Source organism: Rhizobacter sp. P3_C12, from assembly GCF_056402735.1.
The window spans coordinates 12,732-33,710 of sequence record NZ_JBFUGW010000011.1; the positions used below are offsets into that span (position 1 = coordinate 12,732).

Consider the following 20,979-nt stretch of genomic DNA (forward strand, 5'->3'; position numbering starts at 1 on the left):
TGACCGAGAATGGCGCCATGAGACTGTCCGACGCTGAACTGGAGGCCCTGCTTGACGACCTGGAGTCGGATCGAGCCGAGCGCAAGGAGAGCTTCAAGGGCGACTCCCCCGAGAAGGTGCGGCAGGCCGTGTGTGCGTTTGCCAACGACCTGCCGGGGCACAAGGGGGCTGGCGTCATCTTCATCGGGGTCAAGGATGACGGCCAGGTGTCGAATCTCGACATCACGGACGACCTGCTGAAGGCGCTGGCCGACATCCACAGTGACGGAAATATCCTCCCGCTACCGACGATGAGCGTCGAGAAGCGAACGCTGCGCGGGGCGGATGTCGCCGTGCTGATGGTGTTGCCTGCCGACGCACCACCGGTGCGCTACAAGGGCCGCACCTACCTCCGCACAGGCCCGCGCCGTGACATCGCAAGCCGACAGGACGAGCGGCTTCTGAACGAACGCCGGCGCCACCGCGATCTGCCGTTCGATCTGCAGCCGGTGTCGTTCGCCAAGCTTGCCGACCTGCATCGGCCGACTTTCGAGGCGGAGTATCTGCCGGGCGCTTTCTCCGCCGACGCCCTGGAGGCGAACAACCGCAGCTTCGAAGAGCGATTGAGCGCCTGCCGCATGGTCGAATCGATCGACCACCCGGTGCCGACGGTGCTCGGAAGCCTGGTCCTCGGCAACCGTCCCCGAGATCTCATCCCCTGCGCGTACGTGCAGTTCCTGCGGCTGGACGGTACCGAGTTGGATGCGCCGATCATCGATGCGGCGGAGATCGACGGTCGCCTCGGCGAGGTGCTCTCCCGCGTCGATGAGAAGCTCAAGGCCAACATCTCGACAGCGGTCGATTTCCAGTCGGCATCCATCGAGAAGCGTTCAGCTGACTACCCGCTCGCGGCGCTGCAGCAACTGGTTCGGAATGCCGTGATGCACCGCGCCTATGAAGCGACCAACGCGCCAGTTCGCTTGACGTGGTTCAAGGACCGGATCGAGATCATCAACCCCGGCGGCCCCTTCGGCATGGTGACGCGAGAGAACTTCGGCATGCCGGGTGTCACCGACTACCGCAATCCGAACCTGGCCGAATCGATGAAGGTCCTGGGATATGTGCAGCGCTTCGGCGTGGGCATTGCGACGGCACGGCGTCTGCTGGCAGACAACGGGAATCCCGCACCGGAGTTCGAAGTGCGTGACTCGCTGGTCATGGTGTCGATCAGGAGAGCAGCATGAGTATTCCGGTCCTCTCCTTCTTCAACAACAAGGGTGGAGTCGGCAAGACGTCGCTGGTCTATCACCTCTCATGGATGTTCGCTGAAAGGGGGCTGCGCGTCCTGGCGGTGGATCTCGACCCACAAGCGAACCTCACCGCTGCGTTTCTCGATGAAGAGCGGCTCGCCTTGTTGTGGGATGAAGGTGCGGGAGCGTCAACGATCTTTCGCAGTGTCGAGCCACTGCTGGACGTCGGTGATTTTGCGCCGGTCGCCTTCCAGACCGTCGACCAGCGTCTTGCGTTGATTCCCGGTGATCTGGGCTTGTCGAGTTTTGAAGATGAGCTCTCTTCGGAGTGGACCCAGGCGCTGGACGACAAAAAGAAGGCGCGACCATTCCGGATACTGACCGCCTTCTGGCGTTCTGCGCAGGAAGCAGCGCAGCGCTTTGGTGCTGACCTGATCGTCTTCGATGTTGGCCCGAACCTCGGTGCCATCAACCGTGCCGCGCTTCTGGGCAGCAACCATGTGATCGTGCCGCTGGGCGCGGACCTGTTTTCCCTGCAGGGCCTGCGTAACCTCGGGCCGACACTGCGCGACTGGCGGAAGGGCTGGGAGCATCGCAAGCAGGCCTGGGCGCAACCGGAGTTCGAGCTTCCCATCGGGGACATGACGCCGATGGGATATGTGGCGATGCGCCACGGTGTGCGGCTGACCCGTCCCGTCCAGGCTTACACCCGGTGGCTGGATCAGATTCCGACGGAATTCCGTCGCAGCGTTCTGGATGAGGTTTCATCGTCCACACCGACGATCGAGCACGATCCCTTCTGTCTGGCGATGCTCAAGAACTACAACAGCCTGATGCCGCTGGGCCAGGAGGCGCGCAAGCCGATCTTCTTCCTCAAGGCGGCAGATGGTGCGATCGGGGCGCATGCAACGGCAGTTTCCGGCGCCTATGCTGATTTCAGGCAACTGGCCGGTGACATTGGCAAGCGCATCGGGTTGAACCGAGTGCCCTGAGTGCGGCTCAATGCGGCGCGTGCTCTTCCTCTGCAGCCAGAACCGCCTGCGCAGCCCGACGGCCGAGCAGGTGTTCGCATCGTGGCCTGATGTCGAATGCACTTCGGCCGGGCTCGACAGCTCGGCACTCACGCCGCTGGACAGCGAGACGGTGCAGTGGGCGCAGGTGATCTTCGTGATGGAGCGGTCGCACCGCAACAAGCTGTCCCGCAAGTTCAAGCCGTGGCTGAGCGGGAAGCGCGTGATCGTGCTGGGCATTCCCGACGAGTACGCCTTCATGGACCCGGAACTCGTGGACTTGTTGACGACGAAGGTGGGACCGTACCTTCGGGTGCGGTGAAACGGAAAACCGGGAGAGGAGAGCGTCAGCCCTTGGCGGCGGCCCGCTTGGCACGCTGCAGGGGCGTGTGCTCGGGAACGCGGGCTGTCTTGCGGTCTTGCGCGTAGTGCCAGCCCGGCAGGGCCTTGGCCACCTGCGCCGCCTTGGTGGGAGGCGCCTCGACGAGCATCGAGCCGGCCGCACCGCCGACGACGATGCCGCCCAAGGCACGCACCGACTTCTTCGCCGCCGTGAGCGCCTTGGCGTCCACGTCGCTGGAGTTGAAGAAGACGAAGCGCGCCATGGCCTCGATTATCGCGCCAAGCCCTTGCCTTGCATACGGGCGGGGAATCCGAGGTCCTGGGCATGCGCCGTGGCCAATCCCACGATGGCGGCCGAACGCCGGGCGTCGCGCGGCATCGCCAGCACCGCGCTGCCCGCCAGGCGGCGCGCCAGCACGCCGGTGGCGACCGGCGTGGCCATCGAGGTGCCCGACATCACGCCCCAGCGGTTGCCGAACAGCGTCGACACGATGGCCACGCCCGGCGCGGTGAGCGTGAGCTTGCGGCCGCGGTTGGAGAACTGCGCGAAGAACGGCACGTGCTTGCCGATCGGCTTGCCGCGCGGCTCGCCCAGCGTCCACTCCAGGTAGGCACCGGCCGGCCACGCGTTCTCCAAACCGATGGCCGAGACCGCGATCACCTTCGGGTAGCGGGCCGGGTAGTCCACTTCGTCGGCGCCGTCGTTGCCGGCCGCTGCCAGGCAGACGCAGCCGCGCGCCCACGCGAACTCGACCGCGTCGCGCACCGCCTCGTCCGCCAGGCTGTCCCCGAGGCTCAGGTTGACCAGGTCGCAGCCGTCGACGGCGGCCTGCTTGATGGCCGCCTGGATCGCGAAGGTCGACGCGAACGGATCGCCCGCCTCGAACACGCGGTACGCATGCAGCGACACAGCCCCCGCCTCGCCGCGCCGCCAGCCGCCGGCCGTCGCCGCGATCACGCCGGCCACGTGGCTGCCATGGCCGTCGGCATCGCGCAGCAGGCGCGTCGCTTCCTTCGCGGTGGTGTTGCGGCCGCCGGCCAGCTTCAGGTGATCGTGCGGTCCGATGCCGGTGTCGACCACGCCGACCGAGATGCCCTTGCCGGCGCCGGCCGCCGGCTTGCCGTAGACCAGGCCGCGCGCATCCGGCGTCTTCAGCGACAGGGCCGGCACGGCGATCTCCAGGCCGCCGCGCAGCAGTTCCACATTCGACAGCCGCACCGGCCAGCCGCCGTGCAGCGGCGCCACCTCGACGGCATCCAGGCGCTTCGTGCCGCGGCCCAGCCGGAAGCTGACGCGCCCGCGCCGGTCGGTCATCGCCTCCAGGCCGGTGCCCTTTTCTTCATCGAGCAGGATCGTCACCAACGCCTGCGCGAGCCGCGTGCGGGCCGCGTCGTCCACGACGACCGTGACGGTCCAGGCCTGGTCGCGGCCGGCCGCGATGCGTGGTGCCTTCAGGTGCTCGCTGAGCTTGTGCCACGGCCGCGCAGGGCGCTCCAGGCGGTACCACTGCTCCTCGGCCAGCGTCGCGCCGTCCGGCGCGCTTGCACGCACCTCGTCGATGCTGCGGCGGCCGATGTCCAGCAGCACGGCACCGTCGGCGGGCGAGCTGGTGACGAGCTTCAGCGTCGACGGGGTCATCCGCGGGACGGTGGGGCGTTTCTCGGCGGCTGCGGCCTGCAGCCTGCGCAGCGTGGCCGCGGGGGCCGGTGCGTTCTTGCCGGCGCGGGCCGGCGGAATGACGATGAGGCGACGCGGTCGCCGGGTCGGATCCATTGTTGTTGTCTCTCCCTGGGAGCGGCAACGCCGGCCGACATCGGTGTCGGCCGGTCGTGCTGCCCGCCCCCAAGTGTCGCGCAGCCGGGTTCAGGCCGCCTTCCGCTCCCCACCCGCCCGCCACTGCGCCATCAGCCCCGACCACTTCGGCATCGCCGTCGCGAGGTGCCGCTCCTTCACGTGCCCGTAGCCGCGGATGTCTTCCGGAATGCGCGCGATCTGCAGCGCGAGCGGCAGCGTCTGCGCGTTCAGCCCTCGCAGCACCTCGTCGATGGACTCGCGGTACTGGCCGATCAGCGCGCGCTCGGTCTTGCGCTCCTCGGTGCGGCCGAACGGATCGAACGCGGTGCCGCGCAGCCCCTTGAACTTCGCGAGCACGCGGAACGCCGTCTGCATCCACGGGCCGAAGCGCTGCTTCACCAGCTCGCCCTTGTCGTTCTTCTTCGCGAGGGCCGGCGGCGCCAGGTGGTAGTTCAGCGTGTAGTCGCCCTCGAACTGCGCCGCCACCTTGTCGAGGAAGCTCTTGTCGGTGTGCAGCCGCGCCACCTCGTACTCGTCCTTGTAGGCCATCAGCTTGAACAGGTAGCGCGCGACCTGCTCGGTCAGCTTGTGGCCGCCCAGCGGCGCCTCGGCGGCCCGCACCTTCTCGACGAAGGCCTTGTATTGCGCCGCGTACGCCGCATCCTGGTAGCCGGTCAGGAACTCGACGCGCTTGGCGATCACGTCGTCGACGTTGACGCTCTTGCGCACGAACTCGATCACCTGTGCCGCCTTGAACAGCGCCTTCACCGCCGCCAGGTCGTGCGCCGCGCGGCGGCCCCATTCGAAGGCCGCCTTGTTGTTGTCGACCTGCACGCCGTTCAGCTCGATCGCGCGCATCAGCGCGGCATGGCCGAGCGGCACGCGGCCCTTCTGCCATGCATAGCCGAGCATCAACGGGTTGGTGTACAGCGAATCGCCGACCAGCTGCACCGCGAGCTCCTCGGCATCGAGCATGCCCACCTGCGCCGCACCGGCCGCCGCGACGACCGCCGCCTCGCAGCTCGCGCCGGGGAACTGCCAGTCCGGGTTGGTCACGAAAGCCGCCGTCGGCGAGCCGTGCGTGTTCAGCGCGACGAAGCTGCGGCCCTCGCGCAGCGTCGCCAGCGTGGCCTTGTTGGCGCCGACGATCGGGTCGCAGGCGATCACCAGGTCGGCTTCCGCGGTGCCGACCTTGGTGGTGTGGATCGCCTCCATGCGGTTCGCGATCTGGATGTGGCTCCAGGTGCTGCCGCCCTTCTGCGCGAGGCCGGCCGAATCCTGCGTGACGATGCCCTTGCCCTCCAGGTGCGCCGCCATGCCGAGCAGCTGGCCGATCGTGATCACGCCGGTGCCGCCGACGCCGGCGACGACGATGCCCCAGGCCGTTTCCGCCACCGGCAGCACCGGCTCCGGCACCGCGATCGATGACGGCTGCGGCCGCTCCTGCTTGGCCTTCTTCGCGCTCTTCAGCTGCCCGCCCTCGACGGTGATGAAGCTCGGGCAGAAGCCCTTCACGCAGGAGTAGTCCTTGTTGCAGGTGTTCTGGTTGATGCGGCGCTTGCGGCCGAACTCGGTCTCGACCGGCTCCACGCTCAGGCAGTTGCTCTGCACCGAGCAATCGCCGCAGCCCTCGCAAACCAGCTCGTTGATCACCACGCGCTTGGCCGGCTCGACCATCGTGCCGCGCTTGCGGCGGCGGCGCTTCTCGGTCGCGCAGGTCTGGTCGTAGATGATGGCCGTCGTGCCCTTCAGCTCGCGGTATTCGCGCTGCAGGCGGTCGAGCTCGTCGCGGTGGAACACCTGCACGCCCTCGGCGAGCGCGACGCCGTCGTACTTCTCGGGCTCGTCGGTCACGATGCACAGCGCGGCCACGCCCTCGGCCTTCAGGCTGTTCATGATCTGCAGCACCGAGTGGCCCTCGGGCCGCTCGCCCACGCGCTGCCCGCCGGTCATCGCGACTGCGTCGTTGTAGAGGATCTTGTAGGTGATGTTCACGCCGGCCGCGATGCTCTGGCGGATCGCCAGGCTGCCGCTGTGGAAGTAGGTGCCGTCGCCGAGGTTCGCGAAGATGTGCTCGTCGGTCGTGAACGGCGCCTGGCCGATCCACGGCACGCCTTCGCCGCCCATCTGCGTGAAGGTGCTGGTGCTGCGGTCCATCCACACCACCATGTAGTGGCAGCCGATGCCGGCCACCGCGCGCGAGCCCTCGGGCACCTTGGTGCTGGTGTTGTGCGGGCAGCCGCTGCAGAAGAACGGCAGGCGGTCGCCGCCCTCGTTCTTCACGTCGACGAGGCTGCGTTCCTTGGCCTCGATCAGCGCGAGCCGCGCATCGATGCGCGCGGCGGTGTCGGCATCGACGCCGAGCTTCTTCAGCCGCTTGCCGATCGCCTTCGCGATGATGGCCGGCGTCAGGTCGGCCTGCGCGCGCAGCAGCCAGTTGCTGCCCGGGTTCGGCTGCGACCATTCGCCGCCGCTCTGGTCGCCGGCCACCTCGTCGAACTTGCCGAGCACGGTCGGCCGCACGTCGGGGCGCCAGTTGTAGAGCTCCTCCTTCAGCTGGTACTCGATGACCTGGCGCTTCTCCTCGACGACCAGGATCTCCTGCAGGCCCTTCGCGAACTCGCGCGTGATGGTGGCCTCGAGCGGCCACACGACGTTGACCTTGTGCAGCCGGATGCCGAGGTGGCGGCAGGCGTCGTCGTCGAGGCCGAGGTCGTGCAGCGCCTGGCGGGTGTCGTTGTAGGCCTTGCCGCTGGCGATCAGGCCGAAGCGGTCGTTCGGGCCTTCGATCACGTTGTGGTTCAGCTTGTTGGCGCGGATGTAGGCGAGCGCGGCGTACCACTTGTGGTCCATCAGCCGCGCTTCCTGCTCGAGCGGCGCGTCGGGCCAGCGGATGTGCAGGCCGCCGGCCGGCATCACGAAGTCTTCCGGCAGCACGATGTTCACGCGGTCGGGGTCGACGCTGATGCTGGCCGACGATTCGACGATCTCCTGGATCGTCTTCATGCCCGACCAGACACCGGCGAAGCGGCTCATCGCGAACGCATGCAGCCCCATGTCGAGGATGTCCTGCACGCTCGACGGGAAGAACACCGGCAGCCCGCAGGCCTTGAAGATGTGGTCGCTCTGGTGCGCCGCGGTGCTGCTCTTGGCGATGTGGTCGTCGCCGGCCAGCGCGATCACGCCGCCGTGCTTCGCGGTGCCGGCCATGTTGGCGTGCTTGAACACATCGGAGCAGCGGTCCACGCCCGGGCCCTTGCCGTACCAGATGCCGAACACGCCGTCGAACTTCTTGCTCTGCGGGTACAGGTCGAGCTGCTGCGTGCCCCACACCGCGGTCGCGCCGAGCTCTTCGTTGACGCCGGGCTGGAACACGATGTTCTGCGCCTGCAGGTGCTTCTTGGCCTGCCACAGCGCCTGGTCGTAGCCGCCGAGCGGCGAGCCGCGGTAGCCGCTGATGAAGCCGCCGGTGTTCAGGCCGGCCATCGCGTCGCGCGTGCGCTGCAGCATCGGCAGCCGCACCAGCGCCTGCACGCCGCTCATGAAGGCGCGGCCGGTCGCGAGGCTGTACTTGTCGTCGAGGGAGACGCTCTCGAGCGCCTTGCGAATGGATTCGGGTAGCGGGGCATTCATCGGCCAGGGCTCCTTGGGGGAGGGTTCGGTGAGGCGCGTCGGCCGCTCGTGGCGGCGTCGGCAGCGGTCAGTGTAGGGATTCGGGCTGCGCAAGTCCTTTCTATGTTTGCCCTGCCAGAGGGCCTGCGCGCAATAATCTTGCTGACATTTCCATCTGGTGACGAGAATGACGCTCAAAAAGCCCGTATCAGGGAAAACCAGCAGATCGGCGGCCCCGGCGCTTCACGCCCCCGCCGGCGAGCCGCACGGCGCCACGCTCGACCGCTACGACGTGCTGATCCTGCGCGAGCTGCAGCAGGAGGCGCGGCTGTCCAATGCCGAGCTCGCGGGGCGCATCGGGCTGTCGGCCGCGCCGACCTGGCGGCGCGTCAAGTGGCTGGAGGAGCAGGGCTACATCACCGGCTACCGCGCCGAGCTCGACCGGCGCAAGGTCGGCCTGGGCGTGCTGGCCTTCGTGCGCGTGGATGCCAACCGCAACACCGGCACCGAGACGCGCGCGCTCGAGGACGCGATCCGCCAGCTGCCCGAGGTGATCGCCTGCCACTACATCTCGGGCGCCGGCACCTTCGAGCTGCAGGTGATGGCGACCGACCTCGATGCGTTCTCGCGCTTCTCGATCGAGACGCTGTTGAACCTGCCGAACGTGAAGGACATCCACACCAGCTTCTCGCTCGGCGAGGTGAAGGCGGGCGGGGCGCTGCCGCTGACGCACCTGAGAGGCGCACTCGGCGTTGACTGAACCGCGCAGGGCGACGACGTCCTTCTCCTTGGGGAGGTGAATGCGAAGAGGCTGGCCTATCTTCGAGTCTTTCAGGCGCGGAGGCAGGCATGGTCATTTCGAACGCATGGGGGCGAGCAGCCGTGGCGGCGCTGCTGCTGGGCGCGGCTGCAGGGGCAGGGGYGCAGGAAGCTCCGGTGGATCCGCAGGCGCAGGAGGTGGAAGCCGGGCCCCCGCCGGACAAGGTGCTGCCTCCGCAAGACCCACCACCAAAGACTCCCGGCGCACTGGACCCGCCGACGACGCCTGCGGCCGATGCGGTGCTGCCGGACAAGGCGGAAAAGCCCGCTGAACCATTGCACGCGTTTCGACGCGATTTCCGCAAGCGCACCAAGCAACCGATGCTGGCCGACGAGGTCGCGCAACATGCGTCGGCGATTCTTCCGTACGCGATGCTGTCGGCGGTCGTCTACTGCGATGACCTGTACCAGCGCCGCAAAGTCCCGAAGCCGGCAGTTGCCGGCGAAGCAGCCAGCGCATCCGACCCGGTGTCCGACTCCGACTGCGACGGAGGCTTCGCAGCGGCCGATCACGGCTGGAGCCGACTGCACACCTACGCCAGCGACCGCAGTGACGACACGGCCGACCTGCCGGCCGGGCGCGAATGGCTTGGCCTGCGTTTCGGAGTGTTCTATCGGCCGGAGGCCGACGGCTCGGTGAGTGTCGCCGTCGCGTTTCGCGGCACGGACTTCACGAGCCTGGCCGACTGGTACAGCAATTTGCGGTGGGTCGTGCCGGGACACGATCAGTACAACCAGGTGTCGGACATGGTCGAGCAGGTGATCGATCGCACCAAGCTCGACATCAAGGAGGCGTTGGGCCGGCCCATCGACCGCTGGCACATCGTGTCGACCGGGCACTCGCTGGGCGGTGGCTTGGCCCAGCTGTTTGCCTATCGCAGCGCCGAGGTCGAGGCCGCGGTCGTCTTCGACCCTTCGCCGGTGACAGCCTACTGGTCCTGCGTTGACCCGAAGGTGATGCATTGCAATGTGCCGGTATGGCGCATCTACGAGAAGGGGGAGGCCTTGGCCTATGTGCGCTCCTTCCTGCGGCTGTTCTATTCGTTGAGCGAGAACATCACCGAGCTCGAGTTCGATCTGCTGCACGGCAACATCATCGCCAACCACAGCATGCCGCGCTTCTATCGGCAGCTGTCGAAGGAAGTGCGTGCGCGGCCGGTTGCCGAAGATCAGTTTGCGCTGCTCACGAAAGGCCATCCCGACTGCTATTGCTCCAAGAATATCAATCCCATCTGGTGGAAGGATCCTGCAAAAGAGCAATGTGAAAAGCTGTACTCGTCGTCGGACGACCCGGGTGCCGATGCTCCGATGCGCCTGAGCAGTTCCGAGTTGGGTGGCCGCTGATCGGGGGCGCGGCTGCAGGCCCTAAGCTTGCGGCCCATGAAGAACCTGACGCTGCGCCAGCTGCGCGCCTTCGAGGCCGCCGCGACCACGCTGAGCCACTCGCGCGCCGCCGAGCAGCTGCATCTCACGCAGCCGGCGGTGTCGATGCAGATCCGGCTGCTCGAAGACGAGCTCGGGCTGCCGCTGTTCCGCAAGCAGGGCCGCGGGCTGCAGCTCACCGAGGCGGGCGACGAACTGCTGCGCCATGCGCGCGGCATCCTCGGCGCGATCCGCCAGGCCGAGGAGGCGCTGACCTCGATGAGTTCGGGGGAGGGCAGCACGCGCGGCCAGCTGCACCTGGGCGTGGTGCCGACGGCGAACTACTTCGCGCCGCTGTTGATGATGGCGTTCCGCGAGCGCTTTCCCGAGGTCAAGCTGAAGCTGTCGGTGGACCGGCGCGAGACCATCCTCGCGCTGCTGAACGAGCACCAGATCGATGTCGCGATCGCCGGCTACCCGCCGTCGGAGGCCGATGTCGAGGCCGAGGCCTTCGCACGCCACCCGCACTGCATCGTCGCGGCGCCCACGCACCCGCTGGCCGGCAAGCGGCGCATCGCGTGGAGCGAGCTGAAGGGCGAACCGTTCATCTTCCGCGAGCCGGGCTCGGCGACGCGGCAGTTCCTCGAGCACCTGCTGCAGTCGCAGTCGCTGCAGGTCAACGTGACGATGGAGCTGTCGGGCAACGAGACCATCAAGCAGGCGGTGATGGCGGGCATGGGCATCAGCTTCATGTCGGCGCATGCGTTCCAGATCGAGCTGGCGGCCGGGCGCATGGCGGTGCTCGACCTCGCCGGCATGCCCAAGCTGCTCGACTGGTGCCTGCTGCACCGCCGCGACGGCGTGCTGACCGGCGTGAGCGCGGCGTTCCGCGAGTTCGTGCTGGAGCACGGGGCGCGGCTGGCGCATTGCGAGTTGAAGGGCGGGTGATTGCCCGTGGTCGGCGCGGTGTCGCGAGAGCCGCCGACAGCACGCGTCCCCCACGTTTTCCCCGAGTTCGTAGCCCGGATGGAGCGCAGCGGGAATCCGGGAGCGGCCGTCGACGTGACCGACGATCCCCGGATTGGCATCCGGGCTACGAACTCATCAGGGTTCCTTTCTCATTCAATAAGAAACCATTGCTTGTCCTTATGCCTGGAGGCTCCTAGATTTCGTCTCCATGACTGATCCGACCCACCCCTTCCCGACCTGGGATGCCGCCCACGCCGAGCGCCTGGACGAGCCCGGCCGCCTGCTGTACCGATCGAACCTGCTGGGCTCCGACCTGCGCATCACGAACTACGGCGGCGGCAACACCTCTGCCAAGCTGCTGCAGCGCGACCCGCTCTCGCAGCAGGACACCGAGGTGCTGTGGGTCAAGGGCTCCGGCGGCGACCTCGGCTCGATGAAGCTCGACGGCTTCTCGACGCTCTACCTCGACAAGCTGCAGGCGCTGCAGACGCTGTACCGCGGCCCCGCACATGAAGACGAGATGGTCGGCTACCTGCCGCACTGCACCTTCAACCTGAACGCGCGCGCCGCCAGCATCGACACCCCGCTGCATGCCTACCTGCCGTTCCGGCACGTTGACCACATGCACCCCGACGCGGTGATCGCGATCGCCGCGATGGAGAACAGCCGCGCGCTGACGCAGACGATCTTCGGCGGCACGGTCGGCTGGCTGCCGTGGCGGCGGCCCGGCTTCGAGCTCGGCATGCAGCTGCAGCGCCACGTCGCCGAGCACCCCGGCTTGCGCGGCCTGGTGCTGGCCGGCCACGGCCTGTTCACCTGGGGCGACGATGCGCGCAGCTGCTACGAGAACACCGTCGGCGTGATCCAGGAGGCGCAGGCCTGGCTGCAGGCCGAGCGGCGCGAGCGCAAGCTGGTCAGCTTCGGCGGTGCGGCGCGCGAGCCGCTGGCCGGCTCCGAGCAGCACGCGCTGCTGGCGCGGCTGCTGCCGGTGCTGCGCGGCGCGGTCTCGCGCAGCGGCCACAAGCTGGCGCACGTCGACCGCTCGGCCACGGTGCAGGAGTTCGTCAACAGCCGCGACCTCGAACGCCTGGCCGCGCTCGGCACCTCGTGCCCCGACCATTTCCTGCGCACCAAGATCCGCCCGCTGATCCTGCCGGCCGCGCTGTACGCGCTCGACGGTGCCGCGCTCGCCGCCGCGATCGAGGAGCGGCTGGCCGCCTACCGCGCCGACTACAGCGCCTACTACGAGCGCTGCAGGCGCGCCGACAGCCCGGCGCTGCGCGACCCGAACCCGGTGATCGTGCTGCTGCCCGGCGTCGGCATGGTCTCGCTCGCGAAGGACAAGGCCACCGCGCGCATCGCCGGCGAGTTCTACGTCAACGCGATCAACGTGATGCGCGAGGCCGATGCGCTGGACCGCTACGTCGGCCTGCCCGAGCAGGAGGCCTTCGACATCGAGTACTGGCTGCTCGAGGAGGCCAAGCTGCAGCGCATGCCCAAGCCCAAGCCGCTGGTCGGCAAGGTGGCGCTGGTGACCGGCGGCGCGGGCGGCATCGGCCGCGCGATCGTCGAACGGCTGCTGGCCGACGGCGCCTGCGCGGTGCTGCTCGACATCGACACGCAGGCGCTGGAGCAGGTCGGCGCGGAGCTGTCGAAACGCTTCGGCCGCGACGTGGTGCGCACGCTGCATTGCGACGTGACCGACGAGGCCGCGGTGCTGCGCGCCTATGCCGAGGCGACGATCGACTACGGCGGCCTCGACATCCTGGTGTCGAACGCCGGCATCGCATCGGCCGCGCCGATCGAGGACACCTCGCTCGCGCTGTGGATGCGCAACCAGTCGATCCTGTCGACCGGCTACTTCCTGGTCGGCCGCGAGGCCTTCCGCGTGATGAAGGCGCAGGGCAGCGGCGGCAGCATCGTCTTCATCGCGAGCAAGAACGGCATGGTGCCGAGCAACCAGGCCTCGGCCTATTGCGCGGCGAAGGCGAGCGAGATCCAGCTCGCGCGCTGCTTCGCCCTCGAAGGGGCGCCGCTGGGCATCCGTGCCAACGTCGTGAATCCCGATGCGGTGATCCGCGGCAGCAAGATCTGGACGGGCACCTGGAGCCAGGAGCGGGCCGCCGCCAACAAGATCAGCGAAGATGAACTCGAAGCCTTCTACCGCGACCGCTCGATGCTCAAGCGCAGCGTGCTGCCCGAGGACATCGCCGAGGCCACCTGCTTCTTCGCGTCGGAGTTGTCGGCCAAGTCGACCGGCAACATCCTCAATGTGGATGCGGGCAACCTCGCCGCCTTCCCGCGCTGACCCTGAAGCGCGCTGATCCAAGGAGAACGCCATGCCGACACCGTTGATCGCCGCCAGCCTGGTCGAATCGCAGAACGCGCCGCTCGCCGCGCGCGTGCGCGACGACTACGACGCGCTGGGCACCCAGCTCGCCCGCCGCGACATCGACATCGATGCGGTGCGCCGCCAGGTGGCCGCCTTCGCGGTCGCGCTGCCGTCGTGGGGCGTCGGCACCGGCGGCACGCGCTTCGCGCGCTTCCCCGGCGCCGGCGAGCCGCGCGACGTGTTCGACAAGATCGAGGACTGCAGCGTGATCCAGCAGCTCGCGCGCTGCACGCCGACCGTCTCGCCGCACTTCCCGTGGGACAAGTGCAGCGACTACAGCGAGCTGCGCGAGCATGCCGCGATGCGCGGCCTCGCGTTCGATGCGGTGAACTCGAACACCTTCTCCGACCAGAAGGGCCAGCCGCTCAGCTACAAGTTCGGCAGCCTCACGCACGCCGACGCGGCGGTGCGGGCGCAGGCGGTCGCGCACAACCTCGAGGTGATCGAGATCGGCCGCGAACTCGGCAGCCGCGCGATCACGGTGTGGATCGGCGACGGCGCCAACTTCCCCGGCCAGCAGCATTTCCGGCGCAGCTTCGAGCGCTACCTCGACAGCACGCGGCGCATCTATGCCGCGCTGCCGGCCGACTGGCACATGTTCCTCGAGCACAAGATGTTCGAGCCGGCGTTCTACGCGACGGTGATCCAGGACTGGGGCTCCAGCCTGCTGGCCGCGCAGGCGCTGGGCGACAAGGCGCGCTGCCTGGTCGACCTGGGCCACCACGCGCCGAACGTCAACATCGAGATGATCGTTGCGCGGCTGGTGCATGCCCGCAAGCTGGCCGGCTTCCATTTCAACGACAGCAAGTACGGCGACGACGACCTCGACAGCGGCAGCATCAACCCGTTCCAGCTGTTCCTGGTGTTCAACGAGCTGGTCGATGCGGCGCAGTCCGGCGCGCCTGACTTTGCACCGGCCTACATGCTGGACCAGTCGCACAACGTCACCGACCCGATCGAGAGCCTGATGACCAGCGCCGCCAGCGTGCAGCGCTGCTGCGCGCAGGCGCTGCTGGTCGACCGCCAGGCGCTGGCCGCGCACCAGGATGCGAACGACGTGCTGATGGCCGCGCAGGCGCTGAAGCAGGCCTTCCAGACCGACGTGACGCCGATCCTGCAGCGCGTGCGGCTGGAGGCCGGCGGCGCGATCGAGCCGGTGGCGGCCTACCGCGCGAGCGGCTACCGCGCCCGTGTCGCCGAGGCGAGGCCCGCGTCGGGCCCGAGCAGCGGCATCGTCTGACGCTTTTTCGATTCCACGTTTCACGTTCCCCGTCAGTCCATAAAACCATCAGGAGACAAACCCGTGAAGAAACCTCTGCAAGTTCTGCTGGCCGCGCTGGTGTGCGCGGCTTTCGCCCCTGGCGCGATGGCGGCCGACAAGATCGCGCTGGTCGTCAAGAGCCTGGGCAACGGCTTCTTCGATGCCGCCAACCAGGGCGCGCAGGAAGCGGCCAAGGAGCTGAAGGACGTCGAGATCATCTACACCGGCCCGGCCAAGGCGACGGCCGAGGGCCAGATCGAGATCATCAACTCGCTGATCGCGCAGAACGTGAAGGCGATCGTGATCTCGGCCAACGACCCCGACGCGCTGGTGCCGGCGCTGAAGAAGGCGATGGCGCGCGGCATCAAGGTGGTGTCGTTCGATTCCGGCGTGCGCAAGGACGGCCGGCTGATGCACCTGAACCCGTCGTCGAACGCGCTGATCGGCGAGAAGCTGGTGAAGATGACGCAGGACGCGATCGGCGCCACCGGCGAGATCGCGGTGCTGTCGGCGACCGCGCAGGCGACCAACCAGAACATCTGGATCGACGAGATGAAGAAGGTGCTCGCGAAGCCGCCGTACACCGGGCTGAAGCTGGTCAGCGTCGTCTACGGCGACGACCAGACCGACAAGAGCTACCGCGAGGCGCAGGGCCTGTTCAAGAGCTACCCGAACCTGAAGGCGATCGTCGCGCCGACCACCGTCGGCGTCGCGGCCGCGGCCAAGGCGGTGCAGGACGAGAAGAAGGTCGGCACGCTGTTCGTCACCGGCCTCGGGCTGCCGTCGGAGATGGCCGGCCACGTGAAGAGCGGTGCGGTGAAGTCGTTCGCGATCTGGAACCCGATCGACCTCGGCTACTCGGCGGTGTATGCGGCGCACCAGTTCGTGCACGGCAAGGCCAAGGGCGCGGCGGGCGAGAAGGTGTCGCTGGGCCGCGTCGGCACGGTGGCACTCGACGCGAACAACGAGGCGGCGATGGCCGAACCGTTCACCTACGACGCCGGCAACGTCGAGAAATTCGCGAAATTCTTCTGATGATCTCTCCGCTGCTGCAACTGCGCGGCATCCACAAGCGCTACGGGGCGACGCACGCGCTGCGCGGTGTCGACCTCGCGTTGCAGCGCGGCGAGGTGCTGGCGCTGGTCGGCGAGAACGGTGCCGGCAAGTCGACGCTCGTGAAGATCCTGACCGGCGTGGTGCAGCCGGACGAGGGCACGATCGAGCTCGACGGGCGGGCGCTGCGTTTCGCGCATGCGCAGGCCTCGCAGGCCGCCGGCATCGTCGCCGTGCACCAGGAAACGGTGATGTTCGACGAGCTGTCGGTGGCCGAGAACATCTTCATCGGCCGGCACCTGCAGCGCGGGCCCTTCATCGACTGGCCCGCGATGCATTCGCAGGCGGCGCAGGTGCTCGCGAAGATCGGCGCGCGCTTCGCGCCCGGCGCGCTCGTCAAGGACCTGAGCCTGGCCGAGCGGCACCTGGTGGAGATCGCGCGGGCCTTGTCGCAGCAGGCCTCGGTCGTCATCCTCGACGAGCCGACGGCGGCCTTGTCGCAGCAGGAGATCCGCGATTTCTATGGCCTGGTGCGCACGCTGCGCGAGCAGGGCGTCGGCGTGATCTTCATCACCCACAAGTTCGACGAGATCTTCGCGGTGGCCGACCGCTACCTGGTGTTGCGCGACGGCGCGTCGGTCGGCTGCGGCCCGATCGCGCAGGCCGAGGAGCGCGAGCTGGTGAAGCTGATGGCCGGCCGCGCGATCGAGCAGATCTACCCGGCCCCGGCCGCGCCGCCGGGCGAGGTGGTGCTGCGCGTGCGCGGGCTCTCGCACCCGAGCGAGTTCGACGGCTTGTCGTTCGAATTGCGGCGCGGCGAGATCCTCGGCTTCTACGGGCTGGTGGGGTCGGGCCGCAGCGAGGCGATGCTCGCGCTGATGGGGCTGAATGCCGAAGCGCGCGGCGAGTTCGAGATCGACGGCAAGCGCTTCAGGCCGGGCCGTGCCGGCGATGCGATCGCGGCCGGCATCGCCTACGTGCCCGAAGAGCGGCAGCGCCAGGGAGGCATCCTGAGCTTCTCGGTGCAGCACAACATCAGCCTGGCGGGGCTGTCGCGCTTCGCGCGCGGGCCGTGGCTGTCGGCGCTGCGCGAATCGGCGCTGTGCCAGCGGATGATCGAGCGGCTGCAGATCAAGACCGGTTCGCCGCACACGCCGATGGCGGGGCTGTCGGGCGGCAACCAGCAGAAGGTGGTGATCGCGAAGTGGCTGGGGCTGGACCCGCGCATCGTGATCCTCGACGAGCCGACCAAGGGCATCGACGTCGGCGCGAAGCAGGCGGTGTACCAGCTGATCGGCGAGATGGTGGCGCAGGGGCTGGCGGTGATCCTGGTGTCGTCGGAGCTGCCGGAGGTGATGAACCTGGCGCACCGGGTGATCGTGATGCGGCGCGGGCGGCAGGTGGCGGAGTTCGCGCGCGATGGCGCAGAAGCGGAGGCTGTCGTGGCAGCAGCGTCGGGCCTGGCCGCGCCACCGCGGCCGCAGGCGCCGCTCGAGCTGCGGGAGCTGGCCGCATGACGCGCCTGAAGGGCCTGGGTGGGCGCCACCGCGAGATCGCGCTGCTGGCGATCATCGTCGCGATCGCGCTGGCGGTGGGGGTGCGCGCGCCGGTGTTCCTGACCTGGCACAACGCGCTCGACATCGCGAACGATTCGGCGATCCTCGCGATCCTCGTGATGGGGCAGATGCTGGTGCTGCTGACGCGCGGTGTCGACCTGTCGGCCGCCTCGAACCTCGCGCTGACCGGCATGCTGTGCGCGCTGGCGGGGCGGGCGATGCCGCAGCTCGGGGTGGTGCCGCTGGTGCTGCTGGCGATCGCCACGGGCACCGTGCTCGGCCTCGTCAACGGCTGGTTGATCACGTTCTTCGAGCTGCCGCCGATCGTCGTGACGCTGGGCACCTTGTCGGCGTACCGGGGTGCGATCTTCGTCGCCAGCCAGGGGGCGTGGATCTCCGACCACCAGATCCACCCGGTGATCAAGGGCCTGCCGCGCGAGCAGTGGCTGGGGCTGCCGGCGCTGGTGTGGATTGCCGCGGCGGTGATGCTGGCGATGGTGGTGTTCCTGCGCTGGCGGCGCGAGGGGCGCGAGCTGTATGCGCTCGGCGGCAACCCGACCGCGGCGGCGTATGTCGGCATCCCGTTGCGGCGGCGCTTGCTGCTGGTCTACGCGGTGTCGGGCGCGCTCGCCGGGCTGGCGGGGCTGCTGTGGGTCGGCCGTTATGCGATCGCCTTCACCGAACTGGCGTCCGGGTATGAGTTGACGGTGATCGCCGCCTGCGTGATCGGTGGCGTCAGCATCGGCGGCGGGGTCGGCAGCGTCGCCGGTGCGCTGCTCGGCGTGCTGTTCATCGGCGTCGTCAACGGCGCGTTGCCGGTGATCCAGGTGTCGCCGTTCTGGCAGCAGGCGATTGCCGGCCTCGTGATCCTGGTGTCGGTGGCGGTGAATGCCGGCGCGCAGCGGCGCAGTGGCCGGCAGATCCTGGAGCGACGGGAGGTGCCGGCATGACGAAGGCGTTCGGGACCTGGGAGCGCCTGCTGCTCGCGCTGCTGGTGCTGCTGCTGGCGGGCTTCGGCCTCGGCATCGACGGCTTCATGTCGCCGTACGCACTGGCCGACAGCAGCTTCAACTTCAGCGAGAAGGGCTTGCTCGCGCTGGCGATGGCGTTGCTGATCGTGGCCGGCGAGATCGACCTGTCGATCGCCGCGACGCTGTCGCTGTGTTCGCTGGCGATGGGCTTCGCGATGAAGGCTGGTGCCGGCCTGCCGCTGATGCTGCTGGCTGCGTTCGGCACCGGTGCCGCGGCCGGCGCATTGAACGGCTGGCTCGTCACCGCGTACCGCTTGCCATCCATCGTCGTGACGATCGGCAGCCTGTCGCTGTACCGCGGGATTGCGCTGGTGGTGCTGGGCGACCAGGCGATCACCGGTTACCCCGAGGCGTTGTCGGTGCTGGGCAACGGCTACCTGGGTGACTTGATCGGGCTGCCGTGGCTGATCGTGCCGATCGAGTTCGCGATCCTGCTGGTGATGGCGGTGGCCGTCGGCGTGCTGCTGCACCGCACCGTGACGGGCAGGCGGCTGGTCGCGATCGGCGCGAACCCGATCGCCTCGCGCTTCTCGGGCATCGAGGTCGACCGCCACCGTTTCGCGCTGTTCGTCTTCGCGGGCCTGATGGCGGCGCTGGCAGCGGTGTTGCTGACCGGCCGCATCGGCAGCACGCGCCCGAACATCGCACTCGGCTGGGAGCTGGACGCGGTGACGATGGTGATCCTCGGTGGTGTCGCGATAGAGGGTGGGCGTGGCAGCATCGTCGGCGTGCTGCTGGCCGTGCTGCTGCTGGGCTTGTTCACGTTCGCGCTCGGCATGGCCAACGTCTCGGGCATCGTGATGGCGATGATCGTCGGCGTGCTGCTGATCGTCTCGATGGTGTTGCCGCGCTTGCTGCGCGGACCGCGGGTGCTGCTGTGATGGAGCAGATCGCGTTCCGGATGCGCCTGAAGCCGGGCTGCGCGGCCGAGTACAAGCGCCGCCACGATGCCTTGTGGCCGGAGCTCGCGAGCCTGCTGCACGAGGCCGGCGTGCGCGACTACAGCATCTTTCTCGACGAGGAGAGCCTGGCGCTGTTCGCGGTGCTGCGCCGTCCTGTCGATCATCGGATGGATGAGTTGCCTTCGCATCCGGTGATGCAGCGCTGGTGGGCGGAGATGGCCGGATTGATGGAGGTCGAGCCTTCACGGGCGCCTCAGGTCGTGGCCTTGACGCCGATGTTTCATCTTGAATGAATGCTCAACCCCCTGACCCGTCTTTTCCCCCCGCCACCCGCCGCGACGCACAGAACCAGGCAAGCGATGAAGCCACAAGCCACCGTCGTGCTCGACATCGGCAAGACCCACGTCAAGCTCTGCGCCCTCGACGCGAGCGACCACGTCCTGGCGGTCCGCACGAAAGACAACGCGAGCGTCCCAAGCCCCGCCGGCTACGCGGCCCTCGACACCGACGGCATCGAGGCATGGCTGTGGGGCAGCCTCGCGTCATTGGCGCTGGAGTTCCACATCGATCGGATCATCACGAGCACGCACGGCGCCGCTTTCGCCGCGATCGATGCGAGCGGCCTCGTGGTTCCGATCGTCGACTACGAGTTCGATGCCTATGCGGACCGGCGCGAGGCCTATGCGAATGCCGTGGGCGACCTGCGCGAAACGCAGTCGCCGCATCTGCCGATGGGGCTCAACGCGGCGCGTCCCTGGTACTGGCTGTCGCGCGAGTTTCCGAGGGAGTTCGCGCGCGCGACCACGCTGCTGCCGTATCCGCAGTACTGGGCCTGGCGATTGAGCGGGGTGGCGGCGAGCGAGGCGAGTTCACTGGGCTGCCACACGCATCTGTGGGCGCCGGTCGCTCGCAGCTGGTCGCGGCTCGCGCGGGCCGAAGGCTGGGATCGCCGCTTCGCGCCGCTGCGGTCGGCGTGGGACGTGCTCGGCCCCGTGCGCCCCGAACTGGCGAAGCGCCTTGGCCTGCCGGCCGATTGCTTCATCCATGCCGGCGTGCACGACAGCAATGCCTGCCTCGCGCGCCACCTGAAGCGCTCGCCGGCGATGACACTCGTGACCTCGGGCACCTGGACCGTCGTGATGGCCTGCGGCGGATCGGTCGATCGGCTGGACCTGTCGGCCGACATGCTCGCCAATGTGTCCGTCGCGCAGGACCTGGTGCCGACGGCGCGCTTCATGGGTGGGCGCGACCATGCGGCCCTGTGTGCCGGGGCAGACCCCGATGCGGCCGACCTCGCCTGCCTGCCCGCATTGGCCGAGGCCGGCATTCAGGCCGTGGCCTCGGCCGATGGCGACGGCCCGCGCATCGTCTGCCAGGGCAGCGACATCACCGCTCAGGCCACGCAACGGCTCAGCGCGGCACAGCGCGCGACGCTGGCCGCGCAGTACTGCGCCACGATGACCGCCGAGCGCGTGCGGGCGCTGTCCGGCCCGTCGCCGGTCGTCGTCGAAGGCCCGCTCGCCCGCAATGCCGCCTACCTCGCCTTGCTCGCGCAATCGCTGCCCAGCCACCGCTGCCAGGTCGGTGATGCCGCGATCGACGGCACCGTGCTCGGTGCACTGGCGTTAACCCGCTGGAACGATTGA

At 68.5% G+C, this 20,979-nt stretch carries 17 protein-coding genes; 14 read left to right on the forward strand and 3 right to left on the reverse strand.

Annotated elements, in window-relative coordinates; genetic code table 11:
- Nucleotides 1-17 precede the first annotated feature (17 nt).
- The 3 genes from AC1DXV_RS03800 to AC1DXV_RS03810 are packed head-to-tail and all read left to right on the forward strand — an operon-like array spanning nucleotide 18 to nucleotide 2,561.
- Nucleotides 18-1,223 carry an ATP-binding protein gene (locus AC1DXV_RS03800; RefSeq protein WP_477868398.1) on the forward strand — a complete coding sequence of 402 codons (1,206 nt, stop codon included), beginning with the start codon at nucleotides 18-20 and terminating at the stop codon, nucleotides 1,221-1,223.
- Nucleotides 1,220-2,221, forward strand: a complete 1,002-nt coding sequence (locus tag AC1DXV_RS03805; protein WP_477868396.1) for a ParA family protein — start codon at nucleotides 1,220-1,222, stop codon at nucleotides 2,219-2,221. The genes AC1DXV_RS03800 and AC1DXV_RS03805 overlap by 4 nt, the downstream gene beginning before the upstream one ends.
- Nucleotides 2,222-2,231: 10 nt before the next feature.
- Complete coding sequence (locus AC1DXV_RS03810; protein ID WP_477868394.1) at nucleotides 2,232-2,561, forward strand: low molecular weight protein tyrosine phosphatase family protein; 330 nt, start codon at nucleotides 2,232-2,234, stop codon at nucleotides 2,559-2,561.
- A gap of 25 nt (nucleotides 2,562-2,586) precedes the next feature.
- On the opposite strand, the gene AC1DXV_RS03815 is transcribed toward AC1DXV_RS03810, so the two are convergent.
- The 3 genes from AC1DXV_RS03815 to AC1DXV_RS03825 form a co-directional block, all read right to left on the reverse strand.
- Nucleotides 2,587-2,844 carry a hypothetical protein gene (locus AC1DXV_RS03815; RefSeq protein ID WP_457329693.1) on the reverse strand — a complete coding sequence of 86 codons (258 nt, stop codon included), beginning with the start codon at nucleotides 2,842-2,844 and terminating at the stop codon, nucleotides 2,587-2,589.
- Between the two features lie 8 nt (nucleotides 2,845-2,852).
- Nucleotides 2,853-4,355 (reverse strand): S8 family serine peptidase, encoded by a 1,503-nt coding sequence (locus tag AC1DXV_RS03820; protein ID WP_477932550.1) that lies wholly within the window; start codon nucleotides 4,353-4,355, stop codon nucleotides 2,853-2,855.
- Nucleotides 4,356-4,445: 90 nt separating this feature from the next.
- The gene (locus AC1DXV_RS03825; RefSeq protein WP_477932552.1) at nucleotides 4,446-8,009 is read right to left on the reverse strand and encodes an indolepyruvate ferredoxin oxidoreductase family protein; all 3,564 of its coding nucleotides are present in this window, start codon (nucleotides 8,007-8,009) and stop codon (nucleotides 4,446-4,448) included.
- Between the two features lie 166 nt (nucleotides 8,010-8,175).
- Here AC1DXV_RS03825 and AC1DXV_RS03830 point away from each other — a divergent pair, with 166 nt between their 5' ends.
- The 11 genes from AC1DXV_RS03830 to AC1DXV_RS03880 all read left to right on the forward strand — a co-directional run bounded on the left by AC1DXV_RS03830 (nucleotide 8,176) and on the right by AC1DXV_RS03880 (nucleotide 20,979).
- The gene (locus tag AC1DXV_RS03830) at nucleotides 8,176-8,748 is read left to right on the forward strand and encodes an Lrp/AsnC family transcriptional regulator (protein ID WP_477867765.1); all 573 of its coding nucleotides are present in this window, start codon (nucleotides 8,176-8,178) and stop codon (nucleotides 8,746-8,748) included.
- A gap of 89 nt (nucleotides 8,749-8,837) precedes the next feature.
- Nucleotides 8,838-10,151, forward strand: a complete 1,314-nt coding sequence (locus tag AC1DXV_RS03835) for a lipase family protein (protein ID WP_477932554.1) — start codon at nucleotides 8,838-8,840, stop codon at nucleotides 10,149-10,151.
- 36 nt (nucleotides 10,152-10,187) lie between these two features.
- On the forward strand, nucleotides 10,188-11,117 hold the full coding sequence (locus tag AC1DXV_RS03840; RefSeq protein WP_477867761.1) for a LysR family transcriptional regulator: 930 nt from the start codon (nucleotides 10,188-10,190) through the stop codon (nucleotides 11,115-11,117).
- A gap of 229 nt (nucleotides 11,118-11,346) precedes the next feature.
- Entirely contained in the window at nucleotides 11,347-13,446 is a 2,100-nt protein-coding gene (locus AC1DXV_RS03845) for a bifunctional rhamnulose-1-phosphate aldolase/short-chain dehydrogenase (RefSeq protein ID WP_477932556.1), read from the forward strand.
- Nucleotides 13,447-13,477: 31 nt separating this feature from the next.
- The gene (gene rhaI, locus AC1DXV_RS03850; RefSeq protein WP_477869876.1) at nucleotides 13,478-14,770 is read left to right on the forward strand and encodes an L-rhamnose catabolism isomerase; all 1,293 of its coding nucleotides are present in this window, start codon (nucleotides 13,478-13,480) and stop codon (nucleotides 14,768-14,770) included.
- 126 nt (nucleotides 14,771-14,896) lie between these two features.
- Nucleotides 14,897-15,826, forward strand: a complete 930-nt coding sequence (gene rhaS / locus AC1DXV_RS03855) for a rhamnose ABC transporter substrate-binding protein (protein ID WP_156155090.1) — start codon at nucleotides 14,897-14,899, stop codon at nucleotides 15,824-15,826.
- The gene (locus AC1DXV_RS03860) at nucleotides 15,826-17,361 is read left to right on the forward strand and encodes a sugar ABC transporter ATP-binding protein (RefSeq protein WP_477932558.1); all 1,536 of its coding nucleotides are present in this window, start codon (nucleotides 15,826-15,828) and stop codon (nucleotides 17,359-17,361) included. The genes rhaS and AC1DXV_RS03860 overlap by 1 nt, the downstream gene beginning before the upstream one ends.
- Nucleotides 17,358-18,350: an ABC transporter permease gene (locus AC1DXV_RS03865; RefSeq protein WP_477867728.1), complete on the forward strand. Its 993-nt coding sequence runs from the start codon at nucleotides 17,358-17,360 to the stop codon at nucleotides 18,348-18,350. Before AC1DXV_RS03860 ends, AC1DXV_RS03865 begins: the two co-directional genes overlap by 4 nt.
- Nucleotides 18,347-19,312 carry an ABC transporter permease gene (locus tag AC1DXV_RS03870; RefSeq protein WP_477867730.1) on the forward strand — a complete coding sequence of 322 codons (966 nt, stop codon included), beginning with the start codon at nucleotides 18,347-18,349 and terminating at the stop codon, nucleotides 19,310-19,312. Before AC1DXV_RS03865 ends, AC1DXV_RS03870 begins: the two co-directional genes overlap by 4 nt.
- Nucleotides 19,312-19,626, forward strand: coding sequence for an L-rhamnose mutarotase (locus AC1DXV_RS03875; RefSeq protein ID WP_477867732.1), 315 nt, complete (start codon nucleotides 19,312-19,314; stop codon nucleotides 19,624-19,626). Before AC1DXV_RS03870 ends, AC1DXV_RS03875 begins: the two co-directional genes overlap by 1 nt.
- 66 nt (nucleotides 19,627-19,692) lie before the next feature.
- Entirely contained in the window at nucleotides 19,693-20,979 is a 1,287-nt protein-coding gene (locus AC1DXV_RS03880) for an FGGY-family carbohydrate kinase (RefSeq protein ID WP_477867734.1), read from the forward strand.